This window comes from Limisphaera sp. VF-2 (genome assembly GCF_049537125.1).
Classification (GTDB): domain Bacteria; phylum Verrucomicrobiota; class Verrucomicrobiia; order Limisphaerales; family Limisphaeraceae; genus Limisphaera.
On the sequence record NZ_JBMVQY010000001.1, the window covers coordinates 479,386 to 505,029 of the forward strand.

Sequence of the window (25,644 nt, forward strand, 5' to 3'; positions counted from 1 at the left end):
TCAGAGGGTGGTTCCGCGCCAGTGCAGTTTGGATCGCAACGCCTCGAAGAACGAGCTGCCCTCCAGGTGCATGAGCCGGATGGTGTGTCGGCTGCGCCGCACCAAGACCTGGTCGCCGGCCACCAACTCGGTGATGCCCTCGCCGTCGGCGCTCAGGATGGCGGTGGGCCGCTGGGTCAGAACCTGGACTTCGATGCGGGCGTTGTGGTTCAGGATCAGCGAGCGATTGCTCAGGGTGTGGGGGCAAATGGGCGTGAGGGCGATGACCGCGGCGGTGGGCAGCACAATGGCGCCCCCGGCGGCCAGGGAATAGGCGGTCGAACCCGTGGGCGAGCTGATCACCAGACCGTCGCCCCGGTAGCAGGTGACCGGGTCGCCGTCGATGCGGACATCCAGTTCGACGAGGCGGGATTCGGTGCCGTGACTGATGACGACATCGTTGAGGGCGCGGCAGTGGAATCGGCGGCCGGCGTGGCGGGCCGTGGCCTCCAGCAGGGTGCGACGTTCGAACGAGTAACGGCCCTCCCAGACGCGCTGCAGCGCCTCGGGCAACTGTCGGGAGGACACCGCCGTCAGAAACCCCAGTCCTCCGATGTTGATGCCCAACATGGGGGTGGATCGGCCGGCGATTTCCCGGGCCACGCGCAGCATGGTGCCGTCGCCCCCGCACACCAGCAGAAGGTCCACCCGTTCGGCCAGGGTGGCGGCATCGGGATAGACGGCGCCGTCGGTGCGGGCGAGGCGGTAGGTGGCCTGATCGGTGGCCACCTGACGGCCGGCGCGGCGGACGAGACGAGCGGCCTGGGCAACGACGCGGGCACAGTCGGGTTTTTCCACGTTGCCCAGGACTCCCACGGACCGGATGCGTTCAGCGCGGCTTTTCAAGCGACACCAGGAACTCCACGTTGCCCGCAGGTCCGCGCAGGGGCGACTCGATCACGCCGTGCCAGAGGAGCTGGAGCTGCTCGACGGCGAAGCGCCGCAGTTCCTCCAGCACCTGACGATGGACGGCGGGGTCGCGTATTACCCCGCGGCCGCGACTGGCCTCCTTTCGGCCAGCCTCGAACTGCGGTTTGACCAACGCGACGATTCTACCGCCGGGGCGCAGCAAAGCAATGGTAACAGGCAGAATGAGTTTGAGGGAGATGAAGGAACAGTCCGCCACAACCAGGTCCACGGGCGCAAAGGGCTCGGGGAAGGAAGCAGGGGTGAGATGGCGGGCGTTGCAGCCCTCCATGACCACCACACGGGGGTCCTGTCGCAGTTTCCAGGCCAGTTGGCCGCACCCGACGTCCACGGCATAGACCTGGCGCGCCCCGTGTTGCAGGAGGCAATCGGTAAAACCGCCGGTGGAGGCTCCCAGGTCGATGGCGCGCCAGCCGGTCGGATCCAGCCCGAACTGGCGCAGGGCGGCCTCGAGCTTGTAGCCGCCCCGGCTGACGTACCGTTCCGGTTCCCGCAAACTCACCGTGTCGCCCGGGTGCACGCGGTCGCTGGGCTTGCGCGCGGGCTGCCCGTTCACCAGAACGCGACCGGCCAGGATGGCGCGCTGCGCCTGCTGCCGACTGGCACACAGGCCGCGCTCGACCAGGGCCTGATCCAGGCGGGTGGCGCCCGTGGATTTCACGGCACAGAGGGGTCAGAGACGGGTCGTCCCGGGCGAGGCAAGGACGCGCTGGAACGTGGTCTGGTAGGCGTGCAGGAACAGTTCCTTGTCCGCGACGACCTTCTCGATGAGTTGCTTGAGCAGGAACATTTCGGCGCTGTTGATGACGGCATGCACGCTCTGCTGGAATGCCTGCAGGGGCATGAAGGTTTGGAAGGAATCTCCCAGCAGGATCACCGTGGCGTGCCGGCGCTGGCTCATGGGCATTTGCTGGAGGGCTTTCAGACTGAGGTTTTCCTCCAGGGTGTTGGCGGCAAACAACTCTTCCAGCACCACGACCTGGTAACGAATCTGACTGAACTTGGCCAGGAAATCGCCGTGGGTGGCAGCCGTGTGGACCTTGTAGCCCAGTTCCAGGAGGGCGGCGCGGACCGCCTCCAGCCACTCGGGGGTGGAAAACGCCACCAGCGCGGGTTTGTCGGTGGCACTGATGAATTCAAAGGTCTCGGCCATGGTTCAGAGCTTGAGTTTCAAGGTGGGGGTTGGCGCCGGCGTGCCGGCGGCCCCCTCCTGGGGCATCTTCATGCGCAGGCCGGTCAGGGTGGTGGTGGGTTCCCCGCGGGCCTTGCGGATGTTGTCGATGCCGCGGCTGACGACGCTGCGTTTGGTGCAGTACTGAATGGCGGTTTCCTCGGTGATATACCCCTGTTCGAACGCCTCGAGACAGGAGTAATCGAAAGTGCGCCAGCCGAAGGGCTGACTGGCCTCGATGATCTCGTAGAACGTCTTGCCCTCGCTCTCGCCCAGGCGAATGGTCTCCTGAACGCGGAGGTTGGTGCCCATGATTTCGAGCAGGGCGTATCGGCCGCCGCCGATCCGCGGGACCAGTCGCTGGCTGACCACCCAGCGCAGTGCGTCGGCCAGGCGGGGTCGGATTTGATCCTGTTCCTCCGGCTCGAACATGCCGAGGATGCGGTTGATGGTCTGGCCGGCGTCGATGGTGTGGAGGGTGCTCAGCACGAGGTGTCCGGTCTCGGCGGCACTGAGGGCGATTTTGACCGTTTCCTGATCGCGCATCTCGCCCACCAGAATGACCTTGGGGGCCTGGCGCAGGGCGGCGCGCAGACCGTTGGCGTAGGTGTCGAAGTCGGTGCCCAACTCGCGCTGGTTGAACGTGGCCTTGTCGTGCTGGTGAACGAACTCGATCGGGTCCTCCAGGGTGACGATGTGCACGGGTTTGGTCCGATTGATTTCGTTGAGGATGGCCGCCAGGGTCGTGGACTTGCCCGAGCCGGTGGCGCCGGTGACCAGCACCAGACCGGTCTTTTCCTCGGGGATGCGCTTCATCACCTCGGGGAATTTGAGCTCGTCGAGGGTGGGAATCTTGGTGTTCAACTTGCGCAGCACCACGGAGTAATGCCCGCGTTGGGAAAAGACGTTGATGCGGAACCGGGCCAGATCCCCGAGGGTGTAGGCGGCGTCACAGGAGCCGTGGCGCAACAACGCCTCGATGTGCCAGGGATTGTCCCCGATGAGGTTCAGGGCGATCATCTCGGTCTGGAACGGCGTCAAGGGCCCCAAAGGAGGGTCGATGTTCACCGGCTTGAGCTCGCCATAGGATTCGACCTGCAACGGTTTGCCCACCGTGAAGAGCAGGTCGGAGACCTCCGGCTGGCTCTGCAGCATGGTGGTCAGGATGTAATCGAGCTCGGGGCGGCGCATGGTTCAAACCTCCTCGTCGTCGGGTGGGTGGGACAGGAACGGACGGAACCGTTTCTTGTCCAGGCATTTTTCGTAGGCTTCCTCGGGCGAGATCCGTTTCATCCGGAGGTGTTCCATGATGGCGTCATCCAGCGGCTGGTTGCCGAGCTTTTTGCCCACCTGGATCATGCCGGGGATCTGATGGGTTTTGCCCTCGCGCACGAGGTTGGCGATGGCCGTGGTGAACACCAGGATTTCCAACGCCGCCACGCGGCCCTTGCGGTCGATGCGCTTGAACAGGTTCTGGGCCACGATGCCGCGGAGGGACTCGGCCAGGGTGGCGCGGATCTTGTTCTGCTGCTCGGCGGGGAAGACGTCGATGATGCGGTCCACGGTTTTGGCGGCGCTGGGGGTGTGCAGGGTGCCGAACACCAGGTGCCCCGTGGCGGCCGCAATCAGCGCCAGCTCGATCGTTTCCAGATCGCGGAGCTCGCCGATGAGGATGATGTCCGGGTCTTCGCGCAGGGCGCCGCGCAGGCCGGCCGCAAACGACTTGGTGTGCACGCCAACTTCGCGATGCTGGACCAGACAGTTCTTGCTCTCGTGGACGAACTCGATGGGATCCTCCAGGGTGATGATGTGATCGCGGCGATTGCGGTTGGCATAGTCGATCATGGCCGCCAGGGTGGTCGACTTGCCCGAGCCGGTGGGGCCGGTGACCACCACCAGGCCCTTTTCCAGCATGGCGAACTTCTTCAGCACCGGCGGCAGTGGGGCATCCATTTTCTCGAAGTCCTCGAAGGACAGCACCCGGGTGGGGATCTGGCGGAACACGGCGCTGATGCCGTTCTTCTGCATGAAATAGTTGGCGCGGAACCGGGAGATGTTGGGGATCTCGTACCCGAAGTCCACGTCCCCCGTTTCTTCGAAGATCTTGATCTTGTAGTCGGGCGTGATCTCGTAAAGCATGCGCTTGAGCTCGTCCGGGTCCAGAGGGGGATGGTCAATGCGATGCAACTCCCCGTTGATGCGCAGCATCGGGACGTTCCCCGAGGAAAGGTGCAGGTCCGAGGCCTTTTGCTCGAACATCAAGTTGAAAAATGCGTCAATCTTCGCCATAGCGTGACATCAGCGCCCCGGCCCTTGGTAGCCCAAGGTCCGGACGCCTGCAAACCTTGAACACGGTTGTCCCAACGATTCTGGCATCGCTGCGCCAGGGCTCGCCGATGCGGTTCGACCGTTTCATGGGCCTGGCCTTGTACTGTCCGGGTTCTGGATATTATGAACAGAAACCGGACAATCCCGGTCCGCACGGCGACTATTTCACCAGCGTTCACGTCGGCCCCCTGTTCGCAGAGCTACTTGCGTTCCAACTGGCCGATTGGCTGGCCGTGTTGGCCCGACGGCAGCCCGAGGCACCACTCCGATGCGTCGAAGCCGCCGCTCATGATGGTCGGCTGGCGCGCCGGATCCTTGAGTGGTTTGCGCAGCATCGCCCCGACCTGAGCCGACGCCTCCGTTACGTCATTCTGGAACCGTCCGAGCGCCGTCGCGCCTGGCAACGGAAGACCCTCGGGCCCTGGGCCGAACAGGTGGACTGGCCGGGAGAACCGGCGGATCTGTCCGATCCCGATGCACCCACCTGGCTCCCGCTGCCCCAACACAGCATCGCCGGCGTCGTCTTCTCCAACGAACTGCTGGACGCCTTCCCCGTACGCCGGTTGTGCTGGGATGCCCGCGCCCGCCAGTGGTCCGAGTGGGGGGTGGCGTGGGCACAAAACAGATTTGTGCAAGTCCGCATGCCAGACAATCCGGACCACACCCGGGAACGCCTCCAGTTGTTGACTGCGCTCGGACTGGAGCCGCCCCCCGAAGTGCAGGCGATTCTACCGGATGGCTTCACCCTGGACATCAGTCCGGGGGCGGTTGACTGGTGGCGCCGCGCCGCCCGCAGCCTGCAGGTCGGATGGTTGATGACGATCGATTATGGCCTGACGGCAGAAGAATGTTTTCAGCCCCACCGTCGCGCCGGGACACTCCGGGCCTACTATCGTCACCGGCTGGTGAGTGATCCGCTGCTCCGCCCCGGAGAACAAGACCTGACCGCACACGTGATTTTCAGCGCGCTCCAGCGAGCCGGCGAAGCGGCCGGACTGTGCACCGTCCTGTGGCAACGCCAGGAGTCGTTCTTGATCCGCATTGCCGAGCGTTGGGCCGCATGGGCAGGGGGCCGGCTGCCCTGGGACCCTGCCCGTCTCCGGCAGTTCCACACGCTGGTTCACCCCGAACATTTGGGCCGTGCTTTTCAGGTGTTCGTGCAATGTACTCCGGGGCTGGAGGACGCCGCCATGCCGTCCAAACCCGAAAGCTCCACCCGCACCGCCGAGGCGCCAGAATCGAAGGCCCGATGAACAGGGCAAAGGTGGATGCCAGTCTCACACGAGTCCCCGTTTGATCCAGCGTGGGCCGACGGTTCCTGGTGCAGGCGCACCCGTCACTGCCCCACGGCAAGGGCCGATCCCTGCCGGTTGGACCCCCGGGGAACGGGCGTCTGACCGGGCCCTCAAGTTCCCCGCACGAGGCACGGCCCGGGTAAGGCAAAACAGCGCACCGAGGGAGCCAGGGCTCGCGTCACGACGCCGGGCCAGGACGTCCGCAATGCGGCGCTTATCCCACGTTCGGATGGGAGGTTGGAAGCTCCCCTTCAGCCGCGGAGCACTTCTCCTCTGACTTTGTTCCGTCGCGCTCAGGCGCGGAGTCTCGAACCCGCCCCTTGCATTCGTGTTTCCGTTGTCACGTGGAAGCCGGAGGCGCGACGCTCCGCAACCCGGGGTCGCGTCAGCCCGTTCGGACACCACGAAGTGCCCCGGCAAGGGCCGTCCTCTTCGGTCCCCGGCCGGAGGTGGTCGGCCCCACCACCAAAGAAAGGCCGCAGGGCCCCACTCAACTCTTTGGCGGTTTGTCCCTGCGTTTGAACTCGGTGACGTTCCGCGCCGGCCGGACCACGTTGTCGGACTCGTCCAAGCTGTAGATCTCGACCGCCATGGTGTTCTCGTCCACGCGCTTGTACACCAGAGCCATTTTCCACGCCCGACCGTCAGGGTTGGTCCCCTGGAGCCGAAGCATTGGCCAGCCACCCTCCTCTTGCCAGGTGCCAGTGAGAGCGCCTCCCCGGTTGCTGAAGCCCACATACCTGGCCTGGCCCGTCGCCGGATCGAGACCGGTCATGGACTTGACCTCGAGCATGGGCGACTGGACGTGCATGGTCACGACGTGCTTGTCGAGGTCCCAACTGACTTTCTGAGTGATCGGGTCCCCGTTGCCGGTGTGGGCCACCCATTCGCCGATCATCCATTCCGCACCTGCTTCCGCCACCAAATCGGCCAGGGACCGCTGGGCCTGCGCGTGGCAGTGGAGGCCGAGCAACACACACGTGGTCAGGATCAGGAGCTTTTTCATAGGTTCTGCTTGCTCTGGTTGAGTTGACGCCGGAGGGATCCGCGGGTGGTGGTGCCGACCAACCCGCGGGACCCGGGGCTCAAGGTGCCGGCTTCCCGGCCGGTGGCAAGCCCGGACTGTCTCGCTCGGGCCGCCGGGTTGCCGGGCCGGGCACCCCAAGGACAACGATGCGCCGCGCCGCAGGTTCCTCCGGCACGGAGGCGGGATCGGCCGCGCCCGGGGACGTCCCAGAGATGCAAGGGCCGCGTCACGGCGCAAAGTGCCTATCGGCTCGCAGGTCTGCGGAAGCGGCCTCCCGGCCCGGCGCATCTGTGCGCACCCCCATGGGCCGAGAGCGGAGAACTTCGGCGCCCGGCCTTGCTTCGCCGCCCGCGCCGCCTGTGAAAGGAAGCTTGCGCAAGGAGCGGCTCCTTCTACTTTCGCGCCGTGCGCGATTCATCGTCCACGAGAGCATCGGCCGGAGCAGCGGCCGGATCGGAAACCAGGGGCTCCCGCCATGACGAAGCAGGGTGGGAAGCTCAACCGTTTGCCGAACGCCACATCGGCCCCCGGGAGGCCGACGTGGCCGAGATGCTGGCCACGCTGGGCTTTCAGAGCCTCGACGAACTTACCGAGGCAGCCATCCCGCCCGAGATTCGGCTCGAGCGGCCCCTGCAACTGCCGCCCGCCCGAACCGAGGCGGAGGTGCTCGAATGCCTGCGACAGCGCGCCAGTCGCAACCGCGTGTTCCGTTCGTACATTGGCCTCGGCTATTACGACTGCATCACGCCGCCCGTGATCCAGCGCAACATTTTGGAAAACCCGGGCTGGTACACGGCCTACACTCCCTATCAATCGGAGATCTCGCAGGGGCGCCTGGAAGCCCTGCTGAATTTTCAGACGATGGTCCGGGATCTGACCGGCCTCGAGATCGCCAATGCATCGCTGCTGGACGAGGCCACTGCCGCAGCGGAGGCGATGATGATGTGTCACCGGTTGCGGGGTGGCCCGGAACGCAACCGGTTTTTTGTCGCTGCAGATTGTCACCCGCAGACCATTGCCGTGGTGCAAACCCGCGCGCGCGCGCTGGGGATCCAGGTCGTCTGCAGTGACGTGGGCGCTGTGGGCCTGGACGGGTCGTTTTTCGGGGCTCTGGTACAATATCCGGCCACCGACGGCGCGGTGCGCGACTACCGCGCGTTTGCGGAGGCGGTCCATGCAGTGGGTGCGTTGCTGGTGGCCGCCACGGATCTGCTGGCGCTGACGCTGCTGCCGCCGCCCGGGGCCTGGGGAGCCGACGTGGCCGTGGGCAGCGCCCAACGCCTGGGCGTGCCGCTGTTTTACGGGGGTCCGCATGCGGCCTTCTTGGCCACCCGGGATGCGTTCAAGCGTCAGATGCCGGGCCGGCTGGTTGGCATTTCGCGGGACGCGCGGGGGCGGCCGGCTCTCCGTCTGGCCCTGGGCACTCGCGAGCAGCACATCCGCCGTGAAAAGGCCACCAGCAACATATGCACGGCCCAGGCGTTGCTGGCCATCGTGGCGGCGGCGTATGCCGTGTACCACGGGCCGCACGGGCTGCGTCGCATCGCCCTGCGGATCCACAAGCTCACCCGGGCGCTGGCGCTGGGACTCGAGCGGCTTGGATACGAGGTCCGTCCCCGGCCCTCCGGCGGGGACCCGACCCGATCGGGCGCAACGCCCCTGCCCTTCTTCGACACGATCACCGTGACGGTCTCCCCCGCGCAGGCCGCGGCGATTCACGCCCGTGCCACCGAACACGGCATGAACTTCCGGCGCGTGAACGACACCACCATCGGTTTGTCCCTCGACGAAACCACCACTCCGCAGGACGTCCGCGAAATCTGGCAGGTGTTTCACGACGACCGCCCCGTGGACTTTGCCGTGCAGGAGCTCCTGCCCGGGCTGGACGAGAGTCGTCTCCGGCCGATGGACTACCTCCAGCACCCAGTCTTTCACCGGTATCACTCGGAAACCGAACTGCTGCGCTATCTGCGCCGGCTGGAGTCGCGGGACTTTTCCCTCTGCCAGACGATGATTCCGCTGGGCTCCTGCACCATGAAGCTCAACCCCACGGCGGCGCTGATGCCGGTGACATGGCCGGAGTTTGCGCGGCTGCACCCGTTTGTCCCGCTCGAACAGGCCCGCGGCTATCACGAGCTGATGGAGGAGCTGAAGCAGTGGCTGTCCGAAATCACCGGGTTCCCGGCCATCTCGCTGCAACCCAACGCAGGTTCCCAGGGCGAATACGCGGGATTGTTGGTGATCCGCGCCTGGCACGAACATCGCGGGGAGGGTCATCGCGACGTCTGTCTGATCCCCACTTCGGCGCATGGGACCAATCCCGCCAGTGCGGCCATGGCGGGTCTGAAAGTGGTGGCCGTGGCCTGCGACCGCCAGGGCAACGTGGATTTGGAGGATTTGCGGGCCAAGGCCCAGGCGCACCGGGACCGGCTGGCGTGTCTGATGGTGACCTACCCGTCGACGCACGGCGTGTTCGAGCCGGGCATTCGCCAGATCTGCCGGATTGTCCATGAGCACGGCGGGCTGGTGTACATGGACGGCGCCAATTTGAATGCGCAAGTGGGTTTGTGCCGCCCGGCGGACTTGGGCGCCGATGTCTGCCACGTGAACCTCCACAAGACCTTCGCCATTCCGCACGGGGGCGGAGGTCCGGGTGCGGGTCCGATCGGCGTGGCGGAGTTCCTGCGAGAGTTCCTGCCGGATCACCCGCTGATGCCGGGCGCCCGGCGGCCGGCGCGCGGCGTCGGGCCGGTTTCCGCCGCGCCGTGGGGCAGCGCGGGGATCCTGCTGATCTCCTGGGCCTACATCGCCCTGATGGGGGCCAACGGATTGCGCCGGGCCAGTCAGGTGGCCATTCTCAACGCCAACTACATTTCCCGCCGGCTCGAATCCTGTTACCCGACGCTTTACAAGGGCCCGGCAGGACTGGTGGCGCACGAATGCATCCTGGACCTGCGGCGGTTCCATCACATCACGGCCGAAGACGTCGCCAAACGGCTGATGGACTACGGGTTTCACGCCCCCACCCTGTCATGGCCGGTGGCGGGCACCCTCATGGTCGAACCCACCGAAAGCGAATCAAAGGCGGAGCTGGATCGGTTCTGCGACGCCATGAAAGCCATTCATGAGGAAATCCTGGCGGTGGAGACCGGCCGCATGGATGCCCGGGACAATCCCTTGAAAAACGCGCCGCACACGGCCGACATGGTGGCCGCCGACACCTGGCCCCACGCGTATTCCCGAGAGCAGGCCGCCTTCCCCGTGGCCTCGCTGCGCGAGCACAAGTGGTGGCCGGCGGTGGCGCGCGTGGACAACGTGTACGGCGACCGCCACCCGGTCTGTGCCTGTGGCAGCGTGGCCGATTTTGCCGCCGATCCTTGAGCAACGCGGTGCACTGTGGTTAAGTAGAACGGGCAACGATCCATTTCTGGCGCCATGAAAATCACCGACATCCTGCTCGCCGAGCATATCGTGTTCCACAACATCTTCGACTTCATCGAGCGGGAGCTTCCGCAGCTGAAGACCGTGGCCGAAGCCCGACTCCTGGCCCGGCTTTTGGAGGAACTCCTGCGCGGCCATTCGAAAACGGAAGACGATCTGGTTCTGGCGCCGTTGGAGCACTGTCTGGAACAGATGGGACAGCGCGACACCTTCGAGCACGAGCACCACGAGATCGATGAACACTTGTTGCGCGTCCACAAGGCCCGCACAGTGGCCGAGGCGCGCCGGCTGCTCCAGCATGCCGTCACCTACTCCCGCAAACATTTCGACCACGAAGAGCGCATCGTCTTTCCGCTGGCCGAAAAGGTCATGAAGGCGTCGACCCTCAAGGAGCTCGGGCAGGCGTGGTTGAAGCGACGCGACGCACTTCCCGCCTGACCCAATCCGTCGGGACGCGGCCATCCGTTCCCGTCCCGTTGCGCGAAGCCGGATCCTCGGAGTGGCCCCACCGCCGCCGGGCCCGCGCCTGCAACGGCTTCGTCAGCCGGTATTCCCCAAGACGTGCAGCGCGGCTTGAACGGCCCGGGTCAGTGCCTGCACACGCACGGGCAACGCGTAATCCGAGGGTGCCTCCAGCGTGTAAGACCACCGGGTGTGGCCCTGCTGCAGCAGCCAGAAGGCTTCCGGCCACTCCGGCCGCGTTTCCGGGCGAATGTCCGGTCGAATCAGCCCCCCGTGGGCCGGCCGGCCTTCGATCACCGGCGAAAGGTCCAGCGGACAGACTTCGCGGACCGCCTGCAACATCGCAGGAGCCAGAGAGGGGCGATCGTCCGGGTTGAGCTCGTACAGATAGAATCCCGACGCCTCCCAGTCCTCGTGCAGACAGAAACACAGGTCGAAAGAGGGCTGCTGCAGGAGCCAAGCCACATGCGCCCGCACCTCCGGGGATCGCAGATGGCGATAGTCCCGGTTCAAATCGATCCCGTCCGGATTCTCACGACGGTTGGCGGCCAGCCCGGCCGGGTTCAGACACGGCACCACCCAGAAAGCATGCGTGTCCGGCAGGGTGCCCGATTCCAACAAGGTTTGCACCGCCAGGGGCCCGGCGGGTTCGTCTCCGTGGATGCCCGCGCTCAAGTAGATGCGCCGGCTCGGCCCTGCGGTCGGCTGGCGGCGTGCCTCGCGCCGGAGCACCACCAGGGGGTGGTCGCGGCCCGCCACCGACAGGTGTTCGATTCGCCAACCTTCGCGACGTCCCGCAGACTCGCAAGCCGCCAACAGCGCGGCCGGATCCACTGTCTCGCCGCGGTAACCCCCGCGGTTACGGTACAACCGTTCCATGGGCGGAAGGCCATCGGGAACTGTCCGGCACGCGGGCCACGGTGTCGCCTGGTCAATGCAGGGCCGCGGTTGACGCGGCCAACGTGGCTTGGACGGCCCCGGGCCCGTTGCCCACGGCTGTCCCGGAGTCCGCTTCCCCGGAACCGGTGTCGTTGAAGGAATCGTCTTTCCAGTGCGGATCGAGTCCCAGGTCCCGCAACATTTGCAGATCCTGTTCCACGGGGCGGTTCACGGTGGTGAGGTAGTTCCCGATCATCAGGGCGCTGGCACCCGCCATGAAACACATGCTCTGCAGATCGCGCAGGTTCACCGCCCGGCCCCCGGCAACCATGATTTCCTGACGCGGCAAGATGAACCGGAAACAGGCAATGGTCTTGAGGATTTCCAGCGGCGGCAAGGGCGGTCGATTGGCGAACGGCGTGCCGGGAATCGGATTCAGGATGTTGATCGGCACGATGCTGGCCCCGACTTCCTTCAGCGAAAAAGCCAGGTCACAACGATCCTCGCGCGTTTCGCCCATACCGATGATCCCGCCGGAGCAAATCCGAATCCCGGCCTGCCGCAAGTACCGAAGCGTCTGGAGGCGTTCCTCGTACGTGTGGGTGTCACAGACTTCGGGAAAGAACCGGCGGGAGGTTTCCAGGTTGTGGTTGTAACACTCGCACCCGGCCTGCTTCAGTCGTCGGGCCACCTCCGGGCTCTTGATGATCCCGAGGGAGGCATCCGGACGCACCCGGCCCTGGGCTTTCAGGGCCCGGAACTGCTCGCACAACGCGTCCAACATCGGCCCTTCTTCCAGGCCCCGCCAGGCGGCGACCAGACCGAACCCCACGGCCCCGTTCCGCCCGGCCTCCTCCGCAGCCGTGAGCACCTCATCCAGCGGCAGCAGGCCGTACCTTGGCGCGCCGGTTTGATACAGTGCCGATTGCGCACAGAACCGACAATTCTCCGGACAGCCACCGGCCTTGACGTTGACGATGGAACAGAGATGAACCCGGTTGCCCTTGAACCGTTCCCGAATCCGGTTGGCCCAGGCCATCAGGTCGTAAATGTCCGCGCTCGATTCCAGATGGAAAAGCTCCAGGGCCTCGGCCCGGGTGATTTCGCCCCCGGCCAGCACCCGTCGGCCCAGCTCCGCGATGCGCTCCGATTTTCCGGCGTCAACCATGATCGTGTTCACGGTTGACGAACATAGCGAGGCATCCCGGCATGGCAAGCCGACGGTTGGCAAAGAACCCGGCCCTCGGGTCATGACGCGCCCCGAAGAGGGCCGACATTGCGAAACTGGCCCGAAGCCAAACCGCGCATGGCCCGCCCCTCGGACCACGGGCTGGTCCGGGGCCGCAGCCGGCTGCCGCCGCGTCGGCTTCGGTGCGTCCCCGGAGCCGCCGGCCAAGGGCTCGCAATCTCGCGGGGGTGGCGAAGTTGGTGGCCGGCCCCCCGAGACAGTGTCTTCGCCTCATGGCGGCGGCTGGCGGCCGGAATCTGCGCGCTCCCGGGCCCATTGTCGCAAGCGCTGTCGCTGCGCATGGATTTTTTCAAACGCCCGGACGATATCGTCCATGTCCCGTTGGTCGGCCAGCAGCAGCCAGTGCTCCAACCAGATCGCCTGCCGCCCCCACTTCTGGGCATTCGGAGCAGGCCTGGTTCGGACCGCCTCGCGCAGAGCCCCGGGCAGGAACGGTCCAAAGTTTCTGTTTCGTATGGCCGGCAGTTGAGGCAGGGCCGCCGGGGCGCCGACCGAACAGGGAATCCCTTCGGCCGTCAATGCGGCAACCACCGCGTCTCGCGGCACACCAAACTCTTCGGCGTCCACCCGGATGCCAAAAGCGCCGCAGCCGAGTCGTGAACAACCCGGGGTTCGTTCCTGGGGATGCACTCCCGGAATCTGGGCCAGTCGCTCGGCCAGGTGGCGACTCCGGGCGTCCCGGCGTTTGACCCGCGCTTCGAGCCGATCAAGCTGGGCATTCAACAGGGCGGCTTGCCACTCGGTCATGGCCTCGTTTCCCGCCGGCAGGTCACCTCCGGCGTTGCCGGAAGTCGAGGGCAGCACGGCCCTCTGCAAGTCGCGACCCCTGGCCGCCAACGCTTCCTGGTTGGTGAGCACGATGCCGCCGGAACCGGCGCTCAAGGGCGCGTGCGATCCAAAATCAAAAACCGCCAGGTCGCCCCAGGAACCGCAAGGCCGGTCCTGATAGACCGCCCCCACGGCCTGCCCGGCGCTTTCGATCAGGAGCCAGCCGGATGCGCCGGCCCTTTCTCGGAACGGAGCCATGTCCACCGGCAGCCCACCCAGATGGGCCACCACCACCGCACGAGTGCGGGGGCTGACCACCCCTTCGACCCGCTCGAGGGTCACCATTCCGGTCCCCAACTCCACGTCGGCAAACACAGGCACGAGATTCAGCTCCACTACGCCCGCAAGAAGCTCCACCGGACCGTACGCGGGCAGGACCACTTCCGCGCCCGGCTCCAGACCCGCCGTCCGCAGGGCCGCGCGCCACGCCGCCATGCCACTGATCCAGCCGATCCCGTGCCGACACCCGTGACTGCCGGCGAACCTTCGCTCGAACAATTCCACTTCGGGCCCGCGGGTGCGGATCCAGCGCCCCTCCCGGACCAGGCGCATCCACCGACGTTCCCCTTCCGGGCCGCGCTCGGGCCACTCGGGCCAAGGTCGCCGCCGCACGGGTTCACCGCCCCACAGCGCCAATTCGCCAGCTTTCAAAACGCGCATGACACCATCCTCCGAGCAGACAGTGACCATGTCCAGCACGGTGGATCCCTTGCGGGTCTCCACCTCGTCGGCGCGACGCCGCTTCAGGTCCCGGCAAAGCCATGCCGTCCTTCAACAGCGAACGCCTGCGCGAACCTGCCGGACCCGCCCCGCTCCCGGCTCCAACCTGGGCGCGGCATTTCGCACCGCGCCAAATCGCTGCATCTCCCCCATCCCCGGGCAACCCGGACCGCACCGCGCAAGAATTCCACTGGCGCCCGGCCCCGGCATTCCGTAGGCTTTGCGCATGCGAGAACCGGTGTCCTCCACCTCGCGCGCGACCGCGGCCGCGGTACGTGCCTCCGGCATTTCCCGACGTTTGTTTTTGAAGCGTGTGGCCACCGTTGGCGCCGTCCTCGGGTGCCCCGCCATCATTCCGGCCTCGGCTCTGGGTCGCAACGGTGCAGTGGCTCCCAGTGAACGGATTGTGATGGGCGCCATTGGCATTGGCAGCCGGGGAATGTTCGTGCTGCGCTGGATGCTCCCGGAAAAGGACGTCCAATTTGTGGCCGTTTGCGATGCCAAACGGACCGCCCGCGAGGCGGTCAAGCGAACCATTGACCAACACTACGGCAACCAGGACTGCCGGATGTACCGGGACATTCGCGAGTTCTTGGCCGAGCGCACGGACATCGACGCGGTGCTGATCGCCACCGGGGACCGATGGCACGCGCTGGCTTCGATCTGGGCCATGCGGGCCGGCAAGGACGTGTATGTGGAGAAACCCTCTTCCATGACCATCGCCGAGGGGCGTGCCGTTCTCGAAACGGCCCGCCGGTACGGCCGGATCTATCAGACCGGTACCCAGCGGCTCAGCGAGGCCAACTTCGTCTTCTGCATCGAAGCGGCCCGACAGGGACTGCTGGGTCGGGTGCACACCGTGTACGCCCACATCGCGCCCTGGGACGCTGCAGAAATGCGTCACGACTGGTTGCCGGCCCAACCGGAACCGCCGCCGGAAGAGGTGGACTGGGACGCCTGGCTGGGCCCCTGCCCATGGCGCCCTTACAATGCCAACTACGTGGCGGGCGGCTGGCGCGGCCACTACGATTTTCATACCAGTTGCATTGGCGAGTGGGGGGCTCACACCTTCGCCCAGGCTCAGGCCGGCATCGGGATGGAACACACCTCCCCGACCCACTACCACTACGTTCCCAACGAAACGGGGGACGGCATGGTCGCCGAGTTCGCCAACGGAGTGCGCCTGATCCTGTCGCGGGGAGACAAATGGTGGCACGGCTCCTGTGGAATGCGTTTCGAGGGCACGGAAGGTTGGGCCTCCTGCGCCGACGGGTATTCCAAGCCCGAGGTTTCCTCGCCCAAATTGCTGGGTGAACTCCGGCGTGTCGTGAGCGATTACATGGCGCGGACGGGTCGGCCCATGAGTCACGTGCGGGACTTCTTCGACTGCGTAAAGTCGCGTCGCCTCCCCGTGGCCAACGCTGCCGTCATGCATCATTCCATGACCACGGTGCATGCCTGCAACATCTGCATGTGGCTCAAACGCGACCTCGTGTTTGATCCGGTCAAAGAGGAGTTCAACGATCCGGAAGCCAACCGGCTCCGGTCCCGCGCCATGCGCGCACCTTGGACGATCTGAACGAAGTCTTCACGCCGGCTCATTCCATGAAAACCCTGCCTGCTCTGTTGAATCTCGGTCTGGCGTTGTGGGTGGCGGGATGCGCCTCGGCGCCGCCGCCTCGCTTTGCCACTCCACCGCCCCGGGAACCCCACCCGAAAGAAGCGGCCCTGCTGGCCACGTTGCAATCCCCGGACGCCTCCCTCAAAGACAAGGCCGATGCATGTCGCGAACTGGCCCGCGTGGGGTCGACGCGAGCCGTGCCGGTTCTGACCGCACTGCTGACCGACACCCAGTTGGGGCACATGGCGCTCTATGCCCTGGAACCGTTGCCCGGTGAAGAAGCGAATCAGGCGTTGCGGCAAGCCCTCTCCCAGGCCAAAGGGCGCGCTTTGGTCGGGGTCATCACGTCGCTAGGGGTACGTCGGGATGCGGACGCCGTGCCACTTTTGCAGCCGTTCCTGTCCGCCTCGGACCCGGACATTCGGCAGGCCGCGGCTCTCGCACTGGGCAACATCGGTACGCTCCCGGCCGTAGGCGCCTTGCAATCCGCACTGGTCCGTGCGGACGCGCACGGGCGCGCGTCCCTCGTCAAGGGGCTGTTGCGCGCCGCGGAGCGCCGGTCGTCCGACGGAGATCGACGCACGGCCCTGAACATCTACGAACAACTCCGTGCCCGGGCCGACCTGCCACCGCCTCTCCTGGCGGCCGCCTGGCGCGGAGCCATCCTCGTGCGGGGATCCAGGGAGGTTGCGGTGCTGCAACAGGCGATCGAGTCCCCTGAGCTGAGCGTGGTGCACGCCGGCCTGCGAGCGGCCATGGAGATGCCGGACCCAGCGGTCACCCGGGCCCTGGCCGACGTACTCCCGCGCCTGCAGCCCGAGCGGCAGCTGCTGGTGCTGGAAACCCTCGCGGTGCGCCGGGACGCACAGGCGCTGCCGGTTTTGCTGCGGGCCACCAACTCGCTCGACCGAGCCGTCCAGCTAACGGCCTTCCGGGCCCTGGGCGAGCTGGGCGACCCCCGCGCTGCCGGACCCCTGACCTCTTGGATCATGGATTCCGACCCCGAACGACGCGAGCTGGCGCGGGCCGCGTTGGCCAGTCTGCCCGGGGCAGGAGTGGACCGTCTCATCCTGGGCATGCTGGACCGCAGCGATCCAGCCACACAATTGGCCGGGCTGGATTTGGTTGCCCGGCGCCGCCTGGCCGCGGCCCTGCCGCGTTTGTTGCGTCTGGCTACCGCGGAGGAGCCGGCCGTCCGCCAGGCGGCCCTCAAACAAGTCGGTGAGCTGGGAGCCGTCCATCATTGGAACGCCCTGCTGGATCTGATTCGGAAGCTTTCCTCACCGGAGGACCTGGCCACCGCGCGAGATGCCCTCGTCAACTTGGCAGAACGGATTGGTGCCGGGGGACCGCAGACCGAGGCGGTTCTGACGACCTTACATGGAGCCTCTCCCGCCCAGGCAACCGTGCTTTATCACTTGCTGGCGCAACTGGGCGGCACCAAGCCGTTGCAAGTCACCGCCGCCGCCGCCCGGACCGGCTCCCCGGAACAACAAACGGCCGCTTTCCAAGCGCTCTTGCAGTGGCGAACGCCGGACGTGGCTGACGAACTCCTGTGGTTTGCCGAGCAGGCCGGGGATCCCCGACGCCGCCAGGACGCGCTGCGCCGCTACCTCCAGTGGGCCAGTGATCCCGAGCTGCCCGAGGACCGGCGACTGGCCATGTGCCGCCAAGCCCACCGCATCGTCCAAGACACGGCCGGTCAAAAACAACTCCTGGCCGCTCTCAGCACGATTGGCCAGGGGGAGGTCATCCCGTTGGTGCGCCCGCTGTTGGATTCGCCCGAAACCAGGGAAGAAGCCTGTGCCGCCGTGGTCGCGGTGGCCGAGCGGCTCCGCAAGCGTTCCGAGAACCGCGCACTGCCAGAGCCCGTGCTGCAGGCCCTCGACGCCGTGGCTCGCATGACCAGCAATGCAGAACTGGCCAAGCGAGCCCAGGCCCTCCGCAACCCCGGAACCTGACGCCCCGGCCGTCGAACCAATCGAAGTCGCGCCGACACCGGAGGCGCCTGCAGATCGCGCCTCCACCGATCTTGCCCACGCAGGCCCGCTCGCGTCGTCCCGGGAAAACCAGATGCCCGGCCGGTTCGATCGGGGAAAGCCGTCACGCCGACAACCCCCAGCCCCGAGCCATCAACATCCACGTAAAGCTCGTGACCCCCGCCAGGGTGGACCGCACGCCCGGCACCTGCAGCACGAGAATGAGGATCAAGAATCCGTATTGCGCCAGCTTGTGGTACGTCTCGTGGGACATCCCGGTGAAGTGGCGCAGCAGATAAGAACCGTCCAGTGGCGGGATGGGAATCAGATTGAAAAAGCACAACAGCAGGCTCAGATACGCCAGGAACATCAGGAACTCCGTCATGGCGGTCCATGGCGTCCAGGTCAGGACCCTGGCCAGGCCCAACAAGACGACTGCCAGAATGACGTTCATGGCCGGCCCGGCCATCGCCACCAGCAACTCGTCGCGCCTCGGATGACCCAGGTTGTACGGGTTCACCGGCACCGGCTTGGCCCAGCCCACCAGAAACCGACCCGCCCCCGGCAGGAAGATCATCAACAACGGCAACACCACGGTACCGATGGGATCGATGTGAACCAACGGGTTGAGGGAACAGCGACCCTGCAGCCGCGCCGTGTCGTCTCCGCACCGCCACGCCATCCAGGCGTGCGCATACTCGTGGAAGGTCAGCAACACCAGCAGGCCCACATAAAGAATCAGGCCGTCGATCAACTGATTCAAATCCATGCTCGGTTCAGCGTAGGGCGCAGCCGGGCCCGCGTCGAGCCCCCTTCGCGGCGTGCCGTCTCAATTCGGGACCACGCGCTCCGGGCTCACCGTCGGCTGCCGGGTGGATTCGGAAGCACGTCGGGGCACCAATAAGCCTATGTTCCGATCGCGGCCGGCTTCTCCCTTTCCTGAGGGTTTCCACTGGCGTCGGGGTTCGGACGATGCCCAACCGAGCCGCAAGGGCAAGCCGGATCGGGGTTGCGCTGGCGCCATGGCTCTCCCGCCGTGGCCGCGGGCTCGGCGCCGGTGATCGACCCGACCCGGCATCTCCATCCGGAGGTGAAGCGGGCCGCAATCCCGCCCACACGCCGGGGCCGGGCGATTCCGGGGCCATGAGGGCTTGCGGCCGGAGGATCCCCGCGGGCAACGAAGAAGCGCGCCGGTTGCCATTTCCCCCAGCAGGCGTATGGTTGCTTGGAAGCCATGAAGCTCCAAAAGGGCCTGCACCTGGCTTACTGCACGAACCTGTACCGCGGGGATACGTGGGCGGAAACCTGGACCCGGCTGGCCCAACACCTGCCGCGCATCCGCGAACGAATCGCTCCGGATTGTCCGCTGGGCCTGAGCCTGCGCCTCAGTGGCCGCGCGGCCCGCGAACTGGCCGATCCTCCGACCTTGCTGTCCTTTCGCAAATGGCTCGAGCAGCAACACGCCTACGTGTTCAGCGTGCACAGCTTTCCGTGCGGTCATTTTCGAGACCGCACGGTGGAGCCGCGTGTGTTCGTGCCGGACTGGACCTCTCCGGAGCGCACGGCCTACACGAACATGCTCTGCGACCTGCTGGTCCAACTGCTGCCCCCGGGTGTGGAAGGGTCCATCAGCACGCTGCCGGGCGCCGTCAAGGGCGCCTTCTATTCCGAGGAGGAACTAGCCCTGATCCGTCACCACCTCTGGCAGTGCATTGAACACCTGAGCCGGATCTGCGAGCGCACCGGCCGCATCATCCGCCTGGCGTTGGAGCCCACGCCCTATTGTCTTTTGGAGACCAGCGGCGAGGTGATCGAATTCTTCCTGCAGTTCCGCCGCGAACACATGAACGACTCGCGCCTGATCGAGTTCCTTACAGTTGCCTACGACGCGGTGCATTTTGCCGTGGAATACGAAGATCCCGGCGCCGTCGTCAGCGCCTTCCGCGAACATCACATCAAACTCGGAAAGATCCAGCTCGGGGTCGCCCTCCGCGTCTGCCCCAGCCCGGAGCTGTGCGAGTTCCTGGAGCCCTTGCGGGAAACCGACTATCACCACCACGTGGTGGCCTGGTTGCCCGACGGACAGCGCATCCTCTATCGCACCCTGGCCGAGGCCCGCCTGGCCGTCCGGGCCGGATTGCCCGCCGTCGAGTGCCGCATCCACCTTCATGCTCCCCTCCATTGCCCCGACGGCGAATGGTTTCTGTTGACGCAGGACCACGTGCTGACGTTGCTGGACCTGGTGGCCGCCGAACCCTCCCTGTGTCGCCACCTGGAGATCGAAACCCAAACATGGGAGGTGTTGCCCCCCGAGCATCGTCAGCGAACCCTGCCGGACCAAATTGCCGCCGATTACGCCTGGGTCCTGACCCGTCTGAACGAACGCGGGGTGACCCCTGTGTTGTGAAGCCTCCCGACCCTCTTGCCGGACGATCCTGACTCGCCGCCTGTCCCGGCTCACGGCGACCGGACCTGATCGCCCACACGCACCTCGCCGGCCGCGATGTCCGCCACAATGTGATCGTCGCGCTGCGGCCCGCTCACCCGGACCTCGCCCACCTTGAGCCCGTCACGATAGACCGACAGGACCTGGCCGATCGCCGGTAACCGGCCCGAGGGAAAAGTCAGGACGACGAATCGTCCCACCAGGTTCACAGAAACCACCCGACCCGTCAGGCTGAGGTCGGGAGTCACCAGCAATGGCTTTTGCCCCTCCGCCTTCTTCGCTCGCCAGGAAGCGCATGAAACCGTCACCCCTGCCAGCGCCAGCGCCAGTGCCGCGACCCAGACACGTTGCATGCCCCCAGTCAAAAGGCGGGCTGCTGCGGCCGTCAACCCTGATCCGCCACCGCATCCGAGCCGGATCCCACATCCGCCGGCCGGCCCTGCTGCATCTCATCCGAGTCCGCGCGCCCGGTGACACGGTCCACGACGCAGGCGGTGACCAGATCGGCCGCCACGTTCAGCGTCGTCCGGGCCATGTCCAACAGCCGGTCCACGCCCAGGACCAGCGCAATGCCCTCGGGCGGCAGGCGGAATTGTGCCAGGAGCCCCATGATGACCGGCAGGGAAGCGCCCGGCACGCTGGCCACGGCCACCGCACTGGCGACCGCGAGTACCAAGAGAGTCAGCTGATCCACCCAGGCCAGGTCCGCACCATAGACCTGCGCCACGAACAGCACGACGCAGCCTTCGTACAAGGCCGTGCCGCTCATGTTCATCGTCGCCCCCAGCGGCAACACGAAGGCCGTCGTGGCGGCTCGAAGGCCCAGCCGGTCCCGGGCCACCGCCAGGCTGGTGGGCAGAGTGGCCGCGCTCGAACTGGTACAAAAGGCCGTCAGCAAAGCCAGTCGTGTCGCTCGCCAGAAGCGCAGGGGTGACCAGCCGCCCCAGCGCCACACGACCCATCCCAGCACCCCGACCGCGTGCAGGAGCATGGCGCCGATCACCACAGCCACAAATCCCGCCAAAGCCGCCAACAACTCCAGACCCATCCGCATCACGGCCACCGCTACCAACGCCGCCACCCCGACCGGCGCCAGCGCCATGGCCAGATCCACCATCCGGAACATCACCCGGACCAGGGCGGCCAACAGCTCCTGCACCCGGGCCGCAGAGGGGCCGTCCACAGTGCGCGCGGCCCAGCCGAACAACAACGCAAACGTGATGACCGGCAACAACTGGAAGTCCACCACCGCGCGGATCCAGTTCTTGGGAAGGAACATGTCCACCAGCGCCGACGGTGAAAGCTCCGGCCTTCGGCCCTCTCGATCGGGGCTGGTCCCTCCCACGTTACTCTCCACCGCCCCGGCCTCCATGGCCGAGACGCCCCGCCCCGGCTCGACCCAGTTCATCCCCACCAAGCCCAAGCCCACCGCCACGGACATGTTCAACCCAAACAAAAGAAAGGTCAGCCCCGCCATCCGACCCAGGCCGCGACTTCGCCCCAGCTCCAGGACCCCCAGTGCAATCGAAGCAAACACCAACGGCACCACGGCCAGGAGCAACAAACGCAAGAAGATTTGGCCCGCCGGATCCAACACTTCCCGGGCCACTGTCTCCGGCAGGGTTGCGCCTCCCCACCCCTGCTCAGCCGCCGCGCGCAAACCAAGCCCCACGCCAACCCCGATCAGCAGGCCCCACCCCAAGTGCCGGGCACGGTCACCGGCTGGCTTTCGCTCTGCCATCATGCCGGCCATGCCTCCCTTCCGCACGCGGAGGATCGGGCGCAGCCAGCCGAGGCTTCAGAATGCCGACATCTTCCTGTCCGTGCCGTCATCCCGGCCTCACAGACCTTGCCCGCTCCGCCGCCACAGGACCCGCCGCCCCTGCACCACCAGCTCCCCCCGCACCAGCGCAGCAATGCAGCGGGGATACAACTCGTACTCAGCCTGATGAATCCTTTGGAGCAATGTCTCAGGCGTATCCTCGTCCAGCACGGGCACCGCTTGCTGTCCGATGATCGGCCCCGAATCCACCCCGGCATCCACGAAATGCACGGTGCAACCGGTCACCTTCACCCCGTGTTCCCACGCCTGGCGCCACGCAGCCAGCCCGGGAAACGAGGGCAACAACGAGGGATGAATGTTCACAATCCGGCCCTGGTAAGCCTCCAGAAACGTGGATTTCAAGACGCGCATGAACCCCGCCAGGACCACAAACTGCACACCGGCCTGCTGCAGAGCCGCTACGTAGGCCCTTTCTGCCGCCTCGTCCAACTTGGTCCGAAACGGTCCCGGCGGCAGGTACTGCGCAGGGATGCCCCGCTCGCGAGCCCGCTCCAGGATGCCGGCATCCGGCACGTCGCTGAGCACCAGCGCCACCCGCGCCGGGATGCGCCCGGCCGCGCACGCCTCTGCAATGGCCACAAAGTTGGTCCCGGCTCCGGAACCCAACACGCCCAATCGGGCCTCGCCCTCGTTCGATTGCACGCCCCGGTTGTAGCCACCCCCGGGAACCGCCGCAAGCCGGCACGGACCCCCGGCCCGACGGGCCCGGCCCCGGCTTTCAGCCAAACCTCGATTCGATTTGGCAGCGGCCAGCCTCCCGCCAGACGGCGACTCGGGAGGGAGCTGTTGGGAAACTACTGCTCCCGCCCCGACCCCCAAGCGTCCCAATTCAATGGCGGAATCTCACGGCGCCACAGCGCCCTCGGTGTGGCCAGACCCCTCCGGCCACTCGGCTTCGCCCCGCCCGTCTCACATTCAGAGACCGGCGGATCGGACCGCATGCCATCTTGCCCATCTGTGAATCCCCGTTCGGCCAAAACGGCCGGTGCTGTGAGGGCCGTCACCGGCCTCTCGCGCCTTGGCGATTCGAGACGTTCCCTGGAAGGCCCGTGCCGGATACGGCATAACCTGTTGCACAGCAACATTTTGCAAGGCAACCAGCCCGATCTCGCTGCCCTTTGACGTTGACGCTGTCCCCCACCCAACGCTACCTTGGGAACGCTATCCGGGCCGCGGTGGGGCGCCGGAACATCGAAGGATTTCCGATGGCAGAAGGTTACTGCATCAAGTGCAAAGCCAAGAAGGAGATCGCCGACGCCGTTGAGGAAACCACCAAAACGGGTCGGAAGGCGATCAAGGGCAAGTGCCCGACCTGTGGCACCGTGATGTTCAAGATCCTGGGCGGCAAGGCGCCCAGTACCTCCCCGGTTTCCTCGTCTCTGCCCAATCCAACCGAGTGACATGAGCACGGAACTGACGTACGCCATCATCACCCCCTATTCGTTGTTAAAATCCCGCACCGGCGGCATTCTGAGCCGGCTGATCGCGCGAACCGGGCTGGATTTCGTCGCCGCGCGCATGTTTGCCCCCTCGCCCGCACTGGCCGAGGAATACGCCGCACAAATCCCCTCGCCCGAAGATCCCCAAGAGCCGCTCATCCAGCAGCTGCTGCAACAGTACGTGCGAACCCACCTTGCACCGGACGCCCGCACCGGCCGACGCCGGCGCGTCATGATGCTGGTATTTCAGGGCCCCGAGGCCACGCGGAAGCTTTCCGAGGTGGTGGGTTACTTCCAGCGGAACCGCTATGCCGGGCAAACCATTCGGGACACTTACGGAGACCTGGTCCTGGACGACGCCGGTGAGGTAAGGTACTTCGAACCGGCGGTCCTGGCGCCGGTCAGCCCGCGTCAGGCCGAAGCACATTTGAAGCTCTGGGCGCGTTACTCCGACACCGATGGTGGCCTTTTGGAAAACGTCATCGAGTATCCGCCAGACCAGACACCCGAACGCACATTGGTCCTGCTCAAGCCCGACAATTTCCGCTTCCCCACCGGCCGGCCTGGCAACGTGATCGACTTCTTCTCCCGCACCGGCCTCTACATCGTTGCCATCAAGGTGCACCGCATGAGCGTGGCCGAGGCGGTGGAGTTCTATGGCCCGGTCCGGGAAGTGCTCCGCACCAAGCTCAAGGGCATGGTGGGCGCCCGCGCCCGGGCCGCACTGGAGAAGGAGCTGGGCTTCCCCCTTCCGCAAGAGACCGAAAACTCTCTGGGAGAACTGTTGGGGCCGTTGTTCGGTGACAACCAGTTCGAGAACATCGTCCGTTTCATGTCCGGCCGGGCGCCCTCCGAATGCCCCCGCGATCAGTGGAACGAACCCGGCACCGAGAAATGCATCGCCCTCGTCTACGAAGGGCATCAAGCGATTGCCAAGATCCGCGATGTGCTCGGCCCGACCGATCCTTCGAAGGCCCCGCCGGGGTCCATCCGACGCGAGTTCGGGTCCAACGTCATGGTCAACGCCGCGCACGCCAGCGATTCGCCCGAAAACGCGCAGCGCGAGATGCGCATCGTGCGGCCGGAAGAAAACCGTTTCCGCCAGGTAATCGAGCAGGCGTACGGCCCGGTCGTATGAACCGTGCCGCCGCCCGCTGCGGCGGGCCGCCCATTCATCGCAAGCCCCGGATTCGGAGAACTCCGCTTCCGGGCCGGAGAGCATGCCCCTCTCGGTCGCCGGGTTGCCGGCCCCGGATTTGCTCTCCCAACGGCCTGGTGCCCGGGCTGGCAGGACCAGTCGAGTTCAAGGCCGCGCCAACGTCGCCTGAGCGTTACGCGTCAACTGCCTCCACGCCCACAAAGCCGCAACAACATCCACCGCGAATCCCACGCAGAGCAGTGCCAGCTCTGGATCGGCGCCCGTGGTGTGCCATTCGATGATCGCGCAGGTCAGCTAGGGCGGGCCCGGGACGGCCCCCAGGGCAATCCCCGCGGCCTGCTCCACCGATTGACACCGTAAAGCCAGCCAGGTCCCCAACAAGGCCGGCGCCACCCCGTCGCACACAGCAAAAAGGCCGGGTCGAACAAATCCAGAGATTCAATCGCTACCGAAGCAACGAGCGCCACGGAAGCCATCCATCCCACGGACCACCGGTAGCTGAGCATCAAACCCCGGAAATGCTGTCGCCACACACCCGCAATCCCCGGCGGGGTGGCGGCCAACAGCTCCAGGGCCCCGCTTCGACCCTCCCGCATCGACCCTTCGATGCTCCCGATGGCGCACAAAACCTTCAACCATTGGCATGCAAATCCATCAAGAGGGGGCAAACTATCCTCCCACGGGGGTGCATGGCGGGTGGCGGCACTCAGAAGAAACATGGCCGTCGCTGTTCCAATCACCAGCCATGCCTCCAGTTGGTGTTCCCGCGTCCGCAAGACCCGCCACGCATA

Annotated in this window: 21 protein-coding genes; 8 read left to right on the top strand and 13 right to left on the bottom strand. The window is 66.1% G+C overall.

The features are described 5' to 3' along the window. From ACPDIT_RS01645 to ACPDIT_RS01665, 5 genes are read right to left on the bottom strand one after another with little or no spacing between them, the layout of a single operon-like run. Nucleotides 1–885, bottom strand: a complete 885-nt coding sequence (locus ACPDIT_RS01645; protein ID WP_423440960.1) for an NAD(+)/NADH kinase — start codon at nucleotides 883–885, stop codon at nucleotides 1–3. Further along, entirely contained in the window at nucleotides 869–1,627 is a 759-nt protein-coding gene (locus ACPDIT_RS01650; protein WP_423440962.1) for a TlyA family RNA methyltransferase, read from the bottom strand. Before ACPDIT_RS01650 ends, ACPDIT_RS01645 begins: the two co-directional genes overlap by 17 nt. A gap of 12 nt (nucleotides 1,628–1,639) precedes the next feature. Continuing rightward, nucleotides 1,640–2,119 (bottom strand): hypothetical protein, encoded by a 480-nt coding sequence (locus tag ACPDIT_RS01655; protein WP_423440964.1) that lies wholly within the window; start codon nucleotides 2,117–2,119, stop codon nucleotides 1,640–1,642. 3 nt (nucleotides 2,120–2,122) lie between these two features. Next, complete coding sequence (locus tag ACPDIT_RS01660) at nucleotides 2,123–3,328, bottom strand: type IV pilus twitching motility protein PilT (RefSeq protein WP_423440965.1); 1,206 nt, start codon at nucleotides 3,326–3,328, stop codon at nucleotides 2,123–2,125. Between the two features lie 3 nt (nucleotides 3,329–3,331). Then, a complete protein-coding gene (locus tag ACPDIT_RS01665) occupies nucleotides 3,332–4,426 on the bottom strand; it encodes a type IV pilus twitching motility protein PilT (protein ID WP_423440967.1) in 1,095 nt (364 codons plus the stop codon). A gap of 56 nt (nucleotides 4,427–4,482) precedes the next feature. Here ACPDIT_RS01665 and ACPDIT_RS01670 point away from each other — a divergent pair, with 56 nt between their 5' ends. Further along, nucleotides 4,483–5,718, top strand: a complete 1,236-nt coding sequence (locus tag ACPDIT_RS01670; RefSeq protein ID WP_423440969.1) for a class I SAM-dependent methyltransferase — start codon at nucleotides 4,483–4,485, stop codon at nucleotides 5,716–5,718. A 532-nt stretch (nucleotides 5,719–6,250) separates the two neighbouring features. Here ACPDIT_RS01670 and ACPDIT_RS01675 read toward each other — a convergent pair. Next, nucleotides 6,251–6,766 (bottom strand): hypothetical protein, encoded by a 516-nt coding sequence (locus ACPDIT_RS01675; protein WP_423440971.1) that lies wholly within the window; start codon nucleotides 6,764–6,766, stop codon nucleotides 6,251–6,253. A gap of 426 nt (nucleotides 6,767–7,192) precedes the next feature. Here ACPDIT_RS01675 and gcvP point away from each other — a divergent pair, with 426 nt between their 5' ends. After that, entirely contained in the window at nucleotides 7,193–10,168 is a 2,976-nt protein-coding gene (gene gcvP, locus ACPDIT_RS01680; RefSeq protein ID WP_423440972.1) for an aminomethyl-transferring glycine dehydrogenase, read from the top strand. A gap of 54 nt (nucleotides 10,169–10,222) precedes the next feature. Further along, nucleotides 10,223–10,666: a hemerythrin domain-containing protein gene (locus ACPDIT_RS01685; RefSeq protein ID WP_423440974.1), complete on the top strand. Its 444-nt coding sequence runs from the start codon at nucleotides 10,223–10,225 to the stop codon at nucleotides 10,664–10,666. Nucleotides 10,667–10,768: 102 nt separating this feature from the next. On the opposite strand, the gene ACPDIT_RS01690 is transcribed toward ACPDIT_RS01685, so the two are convergent. The 3 genes from ACPDIT_RS01690 to ACPDIT_RS01700 all read right to left on the bottom strand — a co-directional run bounded on the left by ACPDIT_RS01690 (nucleotide 10,769) and on the right by ACPDIT_RS01700 (nucleotide 14,306). After that, on the bottom strand, nucleotides 10,769–11,569 hold the full coding sequence (locus ACPDIT_RS01690; RefSeq protein WP_423440976.1) for a M14 family metallopeptidase: 801 nt from the start codon (nucleotides 11,567–11,569) through the stop codon (nucleotides 10,769–10,771). 52 nt (nucleotides 11,570–11,621) lie between these two features. After that, entirely contained in the window at nucleotides 11,622–12,749 is a 1,128-nt protein-coding gene (bioB, locus tag ACPDIT_RS01695) for a biotin synthase BioB (RefSeq protein ID WP_423440978.1), read from the bottom strand. A gap of 279 nt (nucleotides 12,750–13,028) precedes the next feature. Further along, complete coding sequence (locus ACPDIT_RS01700) at nucleotides 13,029–14,306, bottom strand: DegT/DnrJ/EryC1/StrS family aminotransferase (RefSeq protein WP_423440980.1); 1,278 nt, start codon at nucleotides 14,304–14,306, stop codon at nucleotides 13,029–13,031. A gap of 286 nt (nucleotides 14,307–14,592) precedes the next feature. Between ACPDIT_RS01700 and ACPDIT_RS01705 the strand changes: the two genes are divergently transcribed. Beyond that, entirely contained in the window at nucleotides 14,593–15,945 is a 1,353-nt protein-coding gene (locus ACPDIT_RS01705; RefSeq protein ID WP_423440982.1) for a Gfo/Idh/MocA family protein, read from the top strand. 26 nt (nucleotides 15,946–15,971) lie between these two features. Continuing rightward, nucleotides 15,972–17,948, top strand: a complete 1,977-nt coding sequence (locus tag ACPDIT_RS01710; RefSeq protein ID WP_423440983.1) for a HEAT repeat domain-containing protein — start codon at nucleotides 15,972–15,974, stop codon at nucleotides 17,946–17,948. 142 nt (nucleotides 17,949–18,090) lie between these two features. Here ACPDIT_RS01710 and ACPDIT_RS01715 read toward each other — a convergent pair whose 3' ends face one another. Continuing rightward, nucleotides 18,091–18,735, bottom strand: a complete 645-nt coding sequence (locus ACPDIT_RS01715) for a site-2 protease family protein (protein ID WP_423440985.1) — start codon at nucleotides 18,733–18,735, stop codon at nucleotides 18,091–18,093. Nucleotides 18,736–19,200: 465 nt separating this feature from the next. Here ACPDIT_RS01715 and eboE point away from each other — a divergent pair, with 465 nt between their 5' ends. Then, nucleotides 19,201–20,373: a metabolite traffic protein EboE gene (gene eboE / locus ACPDIT_RS01720; protein ID WP_423440987.1), complete on the top strand. Its 1,173-nt coding sequence runs from the start codon at nucleotides 19,201–19,203 to the stop codon at nucleotides 20,371–20,373. Between the two features lie 50 nt (nucleotides 20,374–20,423). On the opposite strand, the gene ACPDIT_RS01725 is transcribed toward eboE, so the two are convergent. The 3 genes from ACPDIT_RS01725 to purN form a co-directional block, all read right to left on the bottom strand. Next, on the bottom strand, nucleotides 20,424–20,765 hold the full coding sequence (locus ACPDIT_RS01725) for a hypothetical protein (RefSeq protein ID WP_423440989.1): 342 nt from the start codon (nucleotides 20,763–20,765) through the stop codon (nucleotides 20,424–20,426). A gap of 32 nt (nucleotides 20,766–20,797) precedes the next feature. Next, entirely contained in the window at nucleotides 20,798–22,156 is a 1,359-nt protein-coding gene (locus ACPDIT_RS01730) for a dicarboxylate/amino acid:cation symporter (protein WP_423440991.1), read from the bottom strand. A gap of 96 nt (nucleotides 22,157–22,252) precedes the next feature. After that, nucleotides 22,253–22,897: a phosphoribosylglycinamide formyltransferase gene (gene purN / locus ACPDIT_RS01735; RefSeq protein WP_423440993.1), complete on the bottom strand. Its 645-nt coding sequence runs from the start codon at nucleotides 22,895–22,897 to the stop codon at nucleotides 22,253–22,255. A 563-nt stretch (nucleotides 22,898–23,460) separates the two neighbouring features. On the opposite strand from purN, the gene ACPDIT_RS01740 reads away from it, so the two are divergent. Both ACPDIT_RS01740 and ACPDIT_RS01745 read left to right on the top strand, forming a co-directional pair. Then, nucleotides 23,461–23,655 carry a DUF5679 domain-containing protein gene (locus ACPDIT_RS01740; RefSeq protein WP_423440994.1) on the top strand — a complete coding sequence of 65 codons (195 nt, stop codon included), beginning with the start codon at nucleotides 23,461–23,463 and terminating at the stop codon, nucleotides 23,653–23,655. Between the two features lies 1 nt (nucleotide 23,656). Next, nucleotides 23,657–24,832: a nucleoside-diphosphate kinase gene (locus tag ACPDIT_RS01745; RefSeq protein ID WP_423440995.1), complete on the top strand. Its 1,176-nt coding sequence runs from the start codon at nucleotides 23,657–23,659 to the stop codon at nucleotides 24,830–24,832. The last annotated feature ends 812 nt before the right edge of the window (nucleotides 24,833–25,644 follow it).